The organism is Blautia ammoniilytica (genome assembly GCF_025566965.1).
GTDB classification, from domain to species: Bacteria; Bacillota; Clostridia; order Lachnospirales; family Lachnospiraceae; genus Blautia_A; species Blautia_A ammoniilytica.
The window spans coordinates 71,382-83,225 of record NZ_JAOQJL010000008.1 but is presented as its reverse complement, the minus strand read 5'-3'; the positions used below and the strand labels follow the sequence as shown (position 1 = coordinate 83,225).

Annotated in this window: 14 protein-coding genes; all 14 read right to left on the bottom strand. The window is 41.6% G+C overall.

Translation table 11 applies throughout. The annotated features are described in order from the left end of the window. Positions 1-82 precede the first annotated feature (82 nt). The gene (gene dtd / locus OCV61_RS05615) at positions 83-529 is read right to left on the bottom strand and encodes a D-aminoacyl-tRNA deacylase (RefSeq protein ID WP_158420972.1); all 447 of its coding nucleotides are present in this window, start codon (positions 527-529) and stop codon (positions 83-85) included. Positions 530-586: 57 nt separating this feature from the next. Then, the gene (locus OCV61_RS05610; RefSeq protein ID WP_158420971.1) at positions 587-2,038 is read right to left on the bottom strand and encodes an AI-2E family transporter; all 1,452 of its coding nucleotides are present in this window, start codon (positions 2,036-2,038) and stop codon (positions 587-589) included. A gap of 78 nt (positions 2,039-2,116) precedes the next feature. Further along, positions 2,117-2,755, bottom strand: a complete 639-nt coding sequence (locus OCV61_RS05605) for a cytidylate kinase-like family protein (RefSeq protein ID WP_158420970.1) — start codon at positions 2,753-2,755, stop codon at positions 2,117-2,119. A 66-nt stretch (positions 2,756-2,821) separates the two neighbouring features. After that, the gene (locus OCV61_RS05600) at positions 2,822-3,736 is read right to left on the bottom strand and encodes an RluA family pseudouridine synthase (protein ID WP_158420969.1); all 915 of its coding nucleotides are present in this window, start codon (positions 3,734-3,736) and stop codon (positions 2,822-2,824) included. A gap of 49 nt (positions 3,737-3,785) precedes the next feature. Continuing rightward, entirely contained in the window at positions 3,786-4,334 is a 549-nt protein-coding gene (gene lspA / locus OCV61_RS05595; RefSeq protein ID WP_158420968.1) for a signal peptidase II, read from the bottom strand. After that, complete coding sequence (gene aroB / locus OCV61_RS05590) at positions 4,331-5,422, bottom strand: 3-dehydroquinate synthase (RefSeq protein ID WP_158420967.1); 1,092 nt, start codon at positions 5,420-5,422, stop codon at positions 4,331-4,333. Before aroB ends, lspA begins: the two co-directional genes overlap by 4 nt. A gap of 174 nt (positions 5,423-5,596) precedes the next feature. After that, entirely contained in the window at positions 5,597-6,361 is a 765-nt protein-coding gene (locus OCV61_RS05585) for a YlmH family RNA-binding protein (protein ID WP_158420966.1), read from the bottom strand. A gap of 21 nt (positions 6,362-6,382) precedes the next feature. Further along, on the bottom strand, positions 6,383-7,033 hold the full coding sequence (locus tag OCV61_RS05580; RefSeq protein WP_158420965.1) for a cell division protein SepF: 651 nt from the start codon (positions 7,031-7,033) through the stop codon (positions 6,383-6,385). A 14-nt stretch (positions 7,034-7,047) separates the two neighbouring features. After that, complete coding sequence (locus tag OCV61_RS05575) at positions 7,048-7,746, bottom strand: YggS family pyridoxal phosphate-dependent enzyme (RefSeq protein WP_158420964.1); 699 nt, start codon at positions 7,744-7,746, stop codon at positions 7,048-7,050. A gap of 19 nt (positions 7,747-7,765) precedes the next feature. Then, positions 7,766-9,223: a biotin/lipoyl attachment domain-containing protein gene (locus OCV61_RS05570; RefSeq protein WP_262582702.1), complete on the bottom strand. Its 1,458-nt coding sequence runs from the start codon at positions 9,221-9,223 to the stop codon at positions 7,766-7,768. A 261-nt stretch (positions 9,224-9,484) separates the two neighbouring features. After that, positions 9,485-10,105 (bottom strand): transcriptional repressor LexA, encoded by a 621-nt coding sequence (gene lexA, locus OCV61_RS05565; protein ID WP_158420963.1) that lies wholly within the window; start codon positions 10,103-10,105, stop codon positions 9,485-9,487. Positions 10,106-10,242: 137 nt separating this feature from the next. Further along, complete coding sequence (rsfS, locus tag OCV61_RS05560) at positions 10,243-10,599, bottom strand: ribosome silencing factor (RefSeq protein ID WP_158420962.1); 357 nt, start codon at positions 10,597-10,599, stop codon at positions 10,243-10,245. Beyond that, a complete protein-coding gene (gene yqeK / locus OCV61_RS05555) occupies positions 10,596-11,189 on the bottom strand; it encodes a bis(5'-nucleosyl)-tetraphosphatase (symmetrical) YqeK (RefSeq protein ID WP_158421004.1) in 594 nt (197 codons plus the stop codon). The genes rsfS and yqeK overlap by 4 nt, the downstream gene beginning before the upstream one ends. Then, positions 11,179-11,838, bottom strand: coding sequence for a nicotinate-nucleotide adenylyltransferase (gene nadD / locus OCV61_RS05550; protein ID WP_158420961.1), 660 nt, complete (start codon positions 11,836-11,838; stop codon positions 11,179-11,181). The genes yqeK and nadD overlap by 11 nt, the downstream gene beginning before the upstream one ends. Positions 11,839-11,844: the final 6 nt, after the last annotated feature.

The following is an 11,844-nucleotide window of genomic DNA, read 5'->3' as shown; positions in this document are numbered from 1 at the left end:
AAGTAGTGCCTGCTTTTCATACATATTATTGCGTAAAATCTGCATTTCACGCAATAATATGTAACACTTCCCCAGTCCATATTTACATGATTTTTTCATCTAATATAATGGTAAACGGTCCGTCGTTTTCCAGGCTTACTTTCATATCTGCACCAAATATGCCATTTTCTACTATAGGAACAATCTTCCTTGCTTCAAGGATCATATGCTCATAAAGTTCTTTTGCCTGATCCGGATCACCGGATTCTATAAAGCTGGGACGATTGCCTTTTTTGCAGTTTGCATACAAGGTAAACTGGGAAACGATCAGAAGGCTTCCCTTCACATCTGCTAATGACAGATTTGTTTTGCCTTCACTGTCCTGGAAAATACGCAGACCAAGCAGCTTTTTCAGATATTTATCTGCAATCTCCTTTGTATCCTCCCTACCTACGCCTACAAACACAAGCAGGCCTTTTCCAATGCTTCCCACCAGCTTTTCGTCTACTTTTACCTCTGCGTGATTTACACGCTGTATTAACAGTCTCATACTGCTCCTCCCCTTTGCTGTTCTATATCTGCAGTCCGGTATCTCCACGATATGTTATTATCTTCTGTTCTTTTTCATACCCTGATACCATTTGGTAATACGCCGTTTTACGGATACACATGTACAGTATATTTTAGCATAGACTATTTTTATCACTGCACATAATAGCTTCCATATCTTTACAAGATCTTCCCATACAATATCCCAGAAACGGGAAGATGGTCCTCTCCTCTTGGCTTGAGTTTTTTTAGGCTTTGCAGGCTTTTCGGGGAACTGGACAGGTTCTTTTGTCTCAGGATTCAGCCGGTCAATATTCATATAGGTATTTTCATCCCGTGGGAAATCCTTTCTTGCCAGCAAATGAAACAGAAATTTTTCCCATGCTGCATAAAGCACTGCAAATACAGGTACTCCTATGATCATTCCAGGAATACCAAACAGACCGCCGCCAATGAGAATGGCTACGATCACCATGAAACTAGACAGACCTGTGGAATCTCCAAGGATCTTTGGCCCAAGAATATTGCCGTCAAACTGCTGTAATACCAGAATAAATATGGCAAAGTACAAAGCCTTGATGGGATCCACTAGCAGGATCAGTAAAATACAGGGAATGGCTCCCAGGTAAGGACCAAAAAACGGGATAACATTGGTAACACCAACCACTACACTTACCAAAGTTGCATAAGGCATATCCAGAAGCGTAGTTCCAATATAGCATAACACCCCTATAATGGCAGAATCCAGGATCTTTCCTGTGATAAAACCGATAAAGGTCTTACTGGTAAAACGCATGGAGCGGATAATAAAATCTGCCTGTTTTAAAGGAAACAAGCCATAAGTGATCATCTTCCCTTTTGCTACAAACTTTTCTTTGTCTGCCATCAGATACAGAGAGACAATAGCACCGATTATAAAATTCTTTAAAAATGTAAGAATGTCAAAGAATCCTGCGGATACATTTTTAAGCATCCCCTGCATCTGGGGAAGTATGGTGGTAGTAAGATAATTTTGTGCCTTCTGGGAAGACTGATTCAGAATATCAAAGGTATTCCCATCCAGATCCCAGCCTTTTTCTACAATAGAATCAAGGAATTTTCTTACTGCATTCACATAATCAGGAAAGCTGTATATAAAATTCATGATACTCCGGATCAATTCCGGAAGAATCATCATAACAAGAGCGTAAATTACAAAAAACAAAAAACAGACACAAAGAATCACACAGATCCAGCGAACCACCTTCTGTCCTTTTTTTTGCAGTGTAATCTCCTTTTTATGAAAAACAGGATAAATCACTTTCTGTTCCAGAAAATTAACGATAGGGCTCATTAAAAAGGCAATGGCAATACCATAAATAATAGGTGCCATGATCCCCATAAAATACTGAATCCCTAAGATCAAAGTCCCCATATGGAAAATTCCGTAATAAAAAAGCATACTTGCTGCAACTACTGCAAATGCTGTCACTCCCAAACGTAAATATCTGCTGTCCCAACGAAATTTCATATATTCCTTTATGCCTCCGCTAATTCTTTTAAAAAGGCTGCCGCATCAGCGACAGCCCTCTCCTGCATGTCTATAATCTTACTGCTTACACTGGTCAAAGACCTGAACGGTTTGAATAATAGCCTGAGCTGCTCCTTCGATCCCCAGCTTGCCGCTGTCTAAACAAAGGGTGTAGCCTGCTGCAGAGCCCCATTTCTTGTTTGTATAATAATTATAATAGCTGGCACGGCTCTTATCTGTTTTGTTGATCATATCTTTTGCTTCTTTTAAGGTCTTATTGTACTTGCCTGATATACGACTGATACGCCAGTCAAGGTCTGCATGTATAAATACACTGAAACAGTTATTATTATCTGCAAGTGCATAATCAGCACATCTTCCCACCATAACACAGGGACCCTCACCAGCCAGCTTCTTAATGGCTTCAAACTGTGCAAGGAAAACCTTGTGGTTCATAGGCATATCAGTAAATCCAGCAGAAGAATAACCAAATGAATAGGTATCCATTACCAGAGAATAGAGAAAACTGTTCGTTGGTTTCTCATCGTGATTCTCAAATAATTCTTTACAAATGCCGCTGTCATTGGCTGCATGCTCAAGAAGCTCCTTGTCGTAACATTTGATACCGAAGTATTTTGCAACTTCCTGTCCGATCTGTCTGCCTGCACTTCCATATTCACGGCCGATGGTTATAATTGAACTTGTGCTGTTGTTCATATTAAGCCACTCCCTTCTGCATAAATTGTTATCTCAATTATACATCAATTTCGCCAAATGTGCCAACTATTTTCTTAATTTTTCCAGAAGTTTTATAAAATATTCAGGCAGTGGTGCTTCAAACTCCATATATTCACCAGTACGTGGATGTACAAATCCAAGGATCATGGCATGAAGCGCCTGCCCCTGAAGGTGATATGGATTTCGAGCAGATCCGTAAACCTGATCTCCAAGAAGAGGATGTCCCTTACTTGCCATGTGTACCCTGATCTGATGTGTACGTCCTGTTTCCAGCCGGCACTCCACATAAGTGGCATTTCCGAAACGCTCCAGAACCTGATAATGGGTCACTGCATCTTTGCCGTTTTTGTAATTAATGGCCATTTTCTTACGGTCAATGGGATGACGCCCGATGGGTCCTTCGATCCTGCCAGTATCTTCTTTAAGGTTTCCACTGACGATTGCCCGGTACCGTCTTTTGATAGAATGCTCTTTTAACTGCTCTGCAAGATCCTTATGGGCAAAATCACTCTTACATACCAGGATAGCCCCTGTGGTGTCCATATCGATCCTATGGACGATACCCGGCCGCATAATCCCATTGATCCCGGACAGATGTCCCTGACAATGATATAAAATAGCATTTACAAGAGTACCGGATAAATGACCGGCACTTGGATGCACAACCATTCCCTTAGGCTTATTTACCACCATCAGATCTTCATCCTCATAAAGGATGTCCAGTGGAATATCCTCAGGAAGAATATCCGGCTCTGTCAGCTCCGGAACGGTAAGAAGGATCTGATCCTCCTGCTGTACCTTATAATTTGCCTTTACCGGAATCCCATTTACGGAAATTTCCTGGTTCTTCAACAGTTTCTGTATATAAGATCTGGAAAGATCTGTATTTTTTTCTGCAAGATAACGGTCGATCCGAAGCCCACATTCCTCTTCGGATACGCAATAAGTAACACTGTTCATGCATTGCTCCTTTTCCCAATATTCCTGAGCTATCTTAAAATGTTACTGATCATCTGTTTTGGGAATGCTTTGTTTTGTACTTTAATTTCAGAAAAGCAAAATCATTGTCATCCTTATATTTAAAAAGCACAAACAATACAGTAAGTATCCCTCCGCAGACCACATAAATATCCGCCACATTAAAGGTAGGAAAATCAATCAGAGAAAAATAAATAAAATCTACTACATAACCTCTGAAAAAGCGATCCACAAAATTGCCTAGCGCACCGGCAAATACCACCATATCAAGCACCATCAATGGAATATAATAGGCAGTTTTAGGCATACGGATATAAATATACAGGGCAAGTATAAGAAAGAAAAAACACATGATCAGAAGAAAAGGGATCTTCCCCTGAAGCATGCCAAATGCCATGCCGCGGTTTTCAACGTAAGATAACTCTAAAACACCGGGAATCAAAATCTTCCCATTGGTATTTTTAAGGAAAACAATGGACAGATACTTGGTAAACTGGTCGATCAGCGTAAGCAAAAGAACAGGAAAAATCCAGAAAAGCAAAGCCTTTTTCCCTGAAAATAAAGGTGTCTGTTCTTTCATACACAGATCTCCCGGATCCCGGCAAGCATTTCCTCATCTGTAAGATCTGTGGAAATAAAGGTTTTACCCAATCCATCCATAAAAATAAATTTAATATGTCCCCGTTCCATTTTCTTGTCTTTTTTGGTGGCAGATAATACTTCCTCAGGATCAAGTCCTGAAACTGTAAGCGGCAATCCATAGGATGCACAGCAGCTGCAAACCTGTTCATATTCACTGACAGTAAGAAGTCCTCTCTGCATGGAAATATATCCGGCTGCGATCAATCCCAGTCCTACACACTGGCCGTGAAGAAGTTGAAAATCCTTCAGCTTCTCAACTGCATGACCAATGGTATGCCCAAGATTAAGTAAAGCACGCTCTCCCTTTTCCCTAGGGTCACGCTCTACCACGCCTGCCTTGATGGTACAGCATCTGCGAACCATGGAAGCAAGCACTGCCAGATCCATCTGAGATACCTTTGGCTGGCAATTCTGTACATACTGAAAAAAATCCTTATCACAAATCAGACCTGTTTTGATCACTTCTCCCATCCCACAACTAAACTCTTTTGGGGGAAGAGTTTTCAAAGTAGAAAGATTCATATAGACCAGTCTTGGCTGGTGGAAAGCCCCTACCATATTCTTGTATTGTTCAAAATCCACACCTGTCTTACCTCCTACACTGCTGTCTACCTGTGCAAGAAGCGTAGTAGGAATCTGGATAAAATCAATGCCTCGAAGATATGTGGCTGCACCAAAGCCAGTCAGATCCCCGGTAACACCGCCGCCAAGAGCAGCCAGGATCCCTGTTCTGTCAATTTCATGCTGAATCAGAAAACGGTACAAGTCCTTTACAGTATCCAGGTTTTTATTGGGTTCCCCTGCTGAAAATACAAACATTAAGACTTCTGCAGCTGCCATGGACAGTTCCTTTTGGACTGCTTCTCCATACAATGCAGCAGTATTGGAATCAGCTACAACACAGATCCTTCTTCCTTCCATCTGCTCATCCCTTAATACCTGGGAAAGATTGGAAAAGTCTTCCTCAAAATAAATGGGATAATGAAAATCGCCATTCCTTTTTACAAGTAATTTTTCTTCTGCCATAATACCTCCATTTTCAAGAATGCCTCGGCATTCTTGCTGCGAGGTGCGCGTCATGCAATTGCATGACATACTTCTCCTGCGCACCTCTGCAATCCTGCCGGAGGCTATATCAGCTGGGGGATTGACTCCCACCACTGATACCAGCTTGTTGCTCACCACCTATAGAGGTGGGAGTCATCTCCCAGCTGATATATACTTGCGAATCGTAATACTATTCCGACCTTTCTTGGTCTGTCTGGCTATCCCATCGTATATAAAACGGCCTTTGCCTCTTACAGAGATAATATCTCCCTCTTTCGGCTCATGTCCGTTGGATGTGATCAGCTTGCCATTTACAAAAACAAGGCCTCCCTCTATATAAGAAACCATGCTGCTGCGGGATGCTCCAAAAGCAAGAGCGATCAGCGTATCCAGACGTACTGAGGAACAGGTTCCCTGGATTTCCTGGAAATGTGCCTTTGGCATCAATCCCGGATCCTCTACCTTCTCTGCCAGAACAGTAGTATGCCGTACTCTGCACAGATTTTCAAGGAAAAAGCCGGTCATTTTTGACAGACAGAAAAACCAGGCAGTATTGCCATCTACAAGAATATCTCCAACAACACTTCTGTCTACTCCAAGATTCAGGATCGCCCCAAGGTAATCCCGATGGGTTAATTCCTCTGAAAACTTTAAAGCCTTAGGAGTGATGCGGATACAATCTACCGGATATTCCCACTGAAACATAAGAGCATCAGGGTGAAAAGCAACCATCTGACGCTCAGCATTCTCATAGCCACCGTAAAACTCCACTATAACGCCCAGTTCCTGGAGTTTTTGGCTATGCACCATATTCTGTTCGTTTAAATTAAGAAAATCCGAAAAAGTGACGATATCACGCTGATAGGACAGCTTTGCCAGTTCACGGATTCTCTTAAGTAAAAATTCATCTTTTTCCATTTGAATGAATACCTGTTCTTATTAATAACCTGCTCTTACGGAAGGAACAGATCCTCCTAAAATATTCTGGAGATCACCTGTAATATCTACATTATACGGTCCAAGTACAAAAATATAACTTGAAATCTTCTGAAGGCTGCCATTTAAAGAATAGCAGGCACCGGAAGCGAAATCGATAATCCTCTGTGCAAGCTCTACATCAATACCCTCCAGATTCAGGATCACGGTAGAATTGTCCAGAAGTGTATCTGCAATCTCCCTGGTATCTTCCATAGAGGATGGCTTGATCACACATACTTCAACATTCTGGGACTGCCCGGATCTGCGGCTGCTTCTCATAGGTGTAATCTTGGAGGATGGTGCGGTAGAACGAACCGGTTTGTCTGCCTTCTCTGTCTGTTTTGCAGGAGCAGCTTTAGTGGCTGCGGCTGCCTTTACAGGACTTTTGGCAGGTGCATCATCAAAATCCTCGAATTCGTCAAATTCATCATCTGATGATTTCTTCTTTGTAAACTTCTCAAAGAACTTCTTCTTGGGACGTGCTTCCTCTTCATCATCAAGGAAATCATCATCATCATCATCTGCCCCATCCAGATCTTCATCCAGAAATTCATCATCATCGTAATCATCATTTAACTTGATCGCATCTAAAAATTTATCTAAAACGCCCATTTTAATCTCCAATCTTACTTATCTGCTGAATAATCCCTTTCACCAAAAATGCCTGTTCCTACACGCACCATGGTGGCGCCCTCCTGTACAGCAACCATATAATCACCGGTCATACCCATACTCAGGACACTCATAGTAGTATTATTAATGTTTTTGGCTTCAATGTCAACACTTAATTTTTTTAATTTGCGAAAAATTTCCCTGTTATCCTCTGGATTTGAAACAAAAGGTGCAATAGTCATAAGCCCTTTTACCTGAACATGAGGCAATTCTGAAATCTGTTGTACAAGAGGCAATACCTCATCCATTTTCAGGCCGAATTTGCTTTCTTCTTCTGCAACATTTACTTCCAGGAGCACGGAAACAGTAACATTTTTCTTAGCAGCTTCTGTCTCAATAGTCTGTGCAAGACGATAGGAATCTACGGAATGAATCATGTCAACCTTATCTACAATATATTTTACTTTATTACGCTGAAGATGGCCAATCATCTGCCAGCGGATATCTCCTGGTAAATGATCATATTTGTCCATAATCTCTTGAACTTTATTTTCACCAAACACTCTGGCTCCTGCATCGTAAACCTGCTGAAGCATTTCTACAGGCTTTGTTTTGCTTACTGCCACCAGTGTTACTTCCTTAGGATCTCTTCCTACAGCCTGGCAGGCATCCTGAATATTATTAAGAACCTGTCTATAATTATCTGCTAACATCTATAAGCCTCCTCCTGCTTTAATAAAGTATATCTTCTTCCTTTACTTTTGAAGCATCCTTCACAATATGATCGTATCGTACCAGACCGTAATCCGTATCCTTGGCTACAATGGCATATTCTTCATTCTGATCTATGATCTCTACCCTGCGGAACACAGCATACCCCTGGTTAATGCAATATACGCCTTCCAGCATTTCCGTGCTGCCGATAATATACTTCTCCTTAGAATCCGGTTTCAATATGGCATCCCCTTCTTTGAAGGAGCTTTTGTCAATATAATATGTATAAGTGACTTCCTGTGAATCATCCGTCACAGGATCTGCCAGTCTTGCATAAATACGTGGAGTTACAAAGGTGGTTACATCTTTACCCTCTTTATTTTTATCTGCAAGCATAAACCCAATGTCAGAGCTGTCTTCATTCCTTGTAGCATAAACAGCAGGAACTGTATAAAATTCCTTAGAAACAATGGATGTAAGAGGGATCTTCAGCCCACTGTTAGTATTAGTCACAAGCTCTATATCCAAAAAACGGTCTGATGCATAACGGATCAATCCCTTACTGAAATCAATCTTCCCGTAATTGCTCCCATCAATGGTGATAATGGAAAAATCACCTGTCTGAGTATTATCATCCTTCAGAAATTTCACACGGATAGCTGTCCGGTCCGCAAGCTTCACTGCCTGTTTCTCGCTAAGAGGTATCAGCAGGCTCCATCTTTCATCTGTAATAATAGTATATACCGGATCGCCGGTTTTCACCTGGCTTTGTGTCTTCAGGTCCGTTTCTTGGTAGGAATTCTGGTTAAAATCTTCTGCAGTCAGTTCATCAACTGTTTTGCCTTCATAACCATCTTTGGCATAAAGAATGATTCCATCTGCCGGTGCCTTGCTGATATTCTGATTTCCAAGGGTCACTACCTGAGCGGAGGAATCGCTGACCACATTGCCATATTCATCTGTTACTGCAGCAACGGATGTCTCCTGTGTGACTCCTGCATACTGAAGGATCTCGCCCTCCAGCTGATATTTGAAACTATATGTAGAATTAAATTTACTTGGGGAAAAGCTTTTGGAAAAACTTAACATATCACTACGGATATTAGACAGCTCTTCTGCTCTGAGGGATACCGTAGATTCCGGAACCTTGGTAGAACTCAATCCATATACAGCACCGCCGGCATTGATCTTACTGCCCTCTCTGGCATAATAATTCACATATCCTCCGGAATCTGCCTTACATACACTTTCTTCTCGCAAGGAAAGTCCTGTATAAGTCTCATTCCTTGAAAGCGGTCCGGAAGACACCTGATAGGATTCGATATGGGACGATGTAAGATACATAAATGCACTGACGATCATATATAGAAAAAGCACGCCAAAAATAGCTGTTCCTATATTCAGACTGAATATTTTTCTCAGTTTTATAAGATGCTCTGTGATTTTGTGGGAAAAATTCTGATTCTGATTAGGCAAAAAAATGCCTCCTTTTTCTCTTCTCTGATTTCATTCCGAAATATTGTATCATTTTTCCCGGACAAAAACAAGGCGTTGAAGAAAGTTCACAGGAACTCCATATTTTATTTGAAGTACAGTAATCAGTTGTGGTTGCCCATAAATATATTATGTCAATTACTATGGTGTAAATAATACCAGGACCGCTTTCCTGATGATGCATAGAAAGCAGCCCTGGTGTTATGGAGTCAGGACACAAAAACTGACTGCGGAACCCTTTGATTACTGGAAGACACGGAATACGCCAAAAACCTTGCCAAGAATCTGGATATCACCATGAATGATAATAGGATCCATAGAGTCATTCTCAGGCTGAAGACGATAATAGCCGTTCTCTTTGTAGAAAGTCTTTACAGTGGCAGAATCATCCACAAGAGCTACTACAATATCTCCGTTAGATGCGGTCGGCTGCTGCTTTACAAGTACCTGATCACCATCAAGGATACCTGCGTTGACCATACTTTCTCCCTTAACTTTCAACATAAAACTCTGGGCATTTGGCATAATCTCTGCCGGGATAGGAAAATATCCCTCAATATTCTCTACTGCAAGGATCGGCTGCCCTGCAGCAACTGTACCGATCAGGGGAACATTCACAACTTCTCTGCGTACTAGATTGAAATTGTCGTCTATGATCTCAATCGCTCTGGGCTTGGTGGCATCTCTGCGGATGTAACCGTTCTTCTCCAGTGCTTCCAGATGAGCATGTACGGAAGAAGTAGACTTCAGATTAACCGCCTCACAGATCTCACGAACTGCGGGGGGAAAACCACGGTTCAGGATCTCATTCTTTATATAATCAAGTATTTCCTGCTGTTTTTTACTGATTTTGCCATATGCCATAAGGATACCTCCATCAATTACGTGCTGTGTAACTGTTCAGTATCTTCCCAGTTACTGTATTTTTCTTTATCATACCACAAATCTTCATTAAAAGCAAACAGATATTCGGAAAATACGTTCGTAATAATTGGGGCTCTTTATTTCAAAAACTCTTCCATATCCAAAGTTTTGCCATCACGCCAGATTCTTTCCAGATCATAGAAAAGACGATTCTCCTCATCAAATACATGAACGATCACATCACCATAATCCATAAGGATCCAGCTGGAATTGCGCACTCCTTCTACCTGCTTAGGCTCAAAGCCGGCACGGCCAAGCTGCTCTTCTACATTATCTACCATTGCCTGTACCTGGTTCTGGTTGGAGCCACTGGCAATTACAAAATAATCTGCGATCACGGAAACATCATGTATATCGATCACCTTGATGTCACGTCCCTTTTTTTCATCTAATGCACGGCATACAAGCTGTGCCATCTGCTTTTCTGTAGTCATTTAGTCTGCACCTTTCCTTTCTGTAAATCATTATAATAGATAAAGGCTTTTCTGGACATTTCATCAATAGCATCCGGGTCTGTGTCCAGATAGGCGAGGGTGTCTTTCAAAATTTCATACATACATGCATCCAGATCCTGGAATGCCATCTTACGGATTTTGGGAAGGTTAGGTGCCTTATCACGCAAAGGTTCTATATAGTCCGCAATGTAGACAATTTTTTCCAGAAGAGTCATTTCCGGCTTTCCAGTGGTATGCCATGTAATGGCTGACAATATTTCAGGATCTGTAATATGATACTTTTCTCTGGCAATGTATGCACCAAGTTTGGCATGCAGCAAAAAAGGATGTACCTTTTCAAAATCTGTTACAGGAATTTTATTTTTACTGCAAAGCTTTAATTTCTTTTTGTTGGGAATGCATTTGGCACAATCATGGAGCAATCCCGCAACCTGTGCTTTTTGCAGATTACAGTCGTGAACCATGGCAAGGCTTGCACTGGTGTACATCACACCCATCGTATGCAAAAACCTTGGCTGATCAAGATACTTTGCCAGTTTTTTTTCTATTTTGCCAAAATCATATTCCATGGTTTTTACTTCTTTCTTCAATCTCATCACCTCTGTGATAAATATGGTTCTCTTCTATATAAGAGATTACCGAATCCGGCACATAATACCGCAGACTCTTATCTTCCCTGCACCACTGGCGCAGGAGCTGGCTGGAAACATCAATGTTCATCATGTCCAGCAGAAGAAAACAGCCCTGGTATTTATTGGTAAGCCGTTCCACTTCCATGCACAGCTTCGTGGTCGGCATATGATTTCTTACAGCAACCACCAGCGTACAGGCTTGGCAGATCCGCCCCGGCTCCATCCAGGTTTCAAAAGAAAAAAGTGAATCGGCCCCAATGATAAAGTAATAATCCGTATCCGGATGTTCTTTTTTCAGATTTTCCAGAGTCCGATAAGTATAAGTATACCCTTCTTCATTCATTTCAATAAGAGATAAAGCAAAGTGAGGATTTCCGTTAATGGCACGACGGACCATTTCCACCCGTTGTTCATCACTGGCTCTTCCTGCACGGTTCCGCTTATGGGGAGGATTACCTGCCGGCATGAAAAGTACCTGATCCAGTGAAAACTGTTCGTATGCTTTTTCACCAAGGATCAGATGCCCCATATGGATAGGATCAAAGGTGCCGCCCATAATACCGATCCGCTTTCTTTTGCACTCCATCTGTCA

Coding starts and splice junctions, on each gene's coding strand:
- yqeK (WP_158421004.1), bottom strand. CDS start 11,189: ATGGAATATGATTTTGGCAAAATAGAAAAAAAACTGGCAAAGTATCTT.
- aroB (WP_158420967.1), bottom strand. CDS start 5,422: ATGGCAGAAGAAAAATTACTTGTAAAAAGGAATGGCGATTTTCATTAT.
- nadD (WP_158420961.1), bottom strand. CDS start 11,838: ATGGAGTGCAAAAGAAAGCGGATCGGTATTATGGGCGGCACCTTTGAT.
- OCV61_RS05600 (WP_158420969.1), bottom strand. CDS start 3,736: ATGAACAGTGTTACTTATTGCGTATCCGAAGAGGAATGTGGGCTTCGG.
- OCV61_RS05610 (WP_158420971.1), bottom strand. CDS start 2,038: ATGAAATTTCGTTGGGACAGCAGATATTTACGTTTGGGAGTGACAGCA.
- lexA (WP_158420963.1), bottom strand. CDS start 10,105: ATGGCATATGGCAAAATCAGTAAAAAACAGCAGGAAATACTTGATTAT.
- OCV61_RS05585 (WP_158420966.1), bottom strand. CDS start 6,361: ATGGAAAAAGATGAATTTTTACTTAAGAGAATCCGTGAACTGGCAAAG.
- OCV61_RS05575 (WP_158420964.1), bottom strand. CDS start 7,746: ATGTTAGCAGATAATTATAGACAGGTTCTTAATAATATTCAGGATGCC.
- dtd (WP_158420972.1), bottom strand. CDS start 529: ATGAGACTGTTAATACAGCGTGTAAATCACGCAGAGGTAAAAGTAGAC.
- OCV61_RS05605 (WP_158420970.1), bottom strand. CDS start 2,755: ATGAACAACAGCACAAGTTCAATTATAACCATCGGCCGTGAATATGGA.
- lspA (WP_158420968.1), bottom strand. CDS start 4,334: ATGAAAGAACAGACACCTTTATTTTCAGGGAAAAAGGCTTTGCTTTTC.
- OCV61_RS05580 (WP_158420965.1), bottom strand. CDS start 7,033: ATGGGCGTTTTAGATAAATTTTTAGATGCGATCAAGTTAAATGATGAT.
- rsfS (WP_158420962.1), bottom strand. CDS start 10,599: ATGACTACAGAAAAGCAGATGGCACAGCTTGTATGCCGTGCATTAGAT.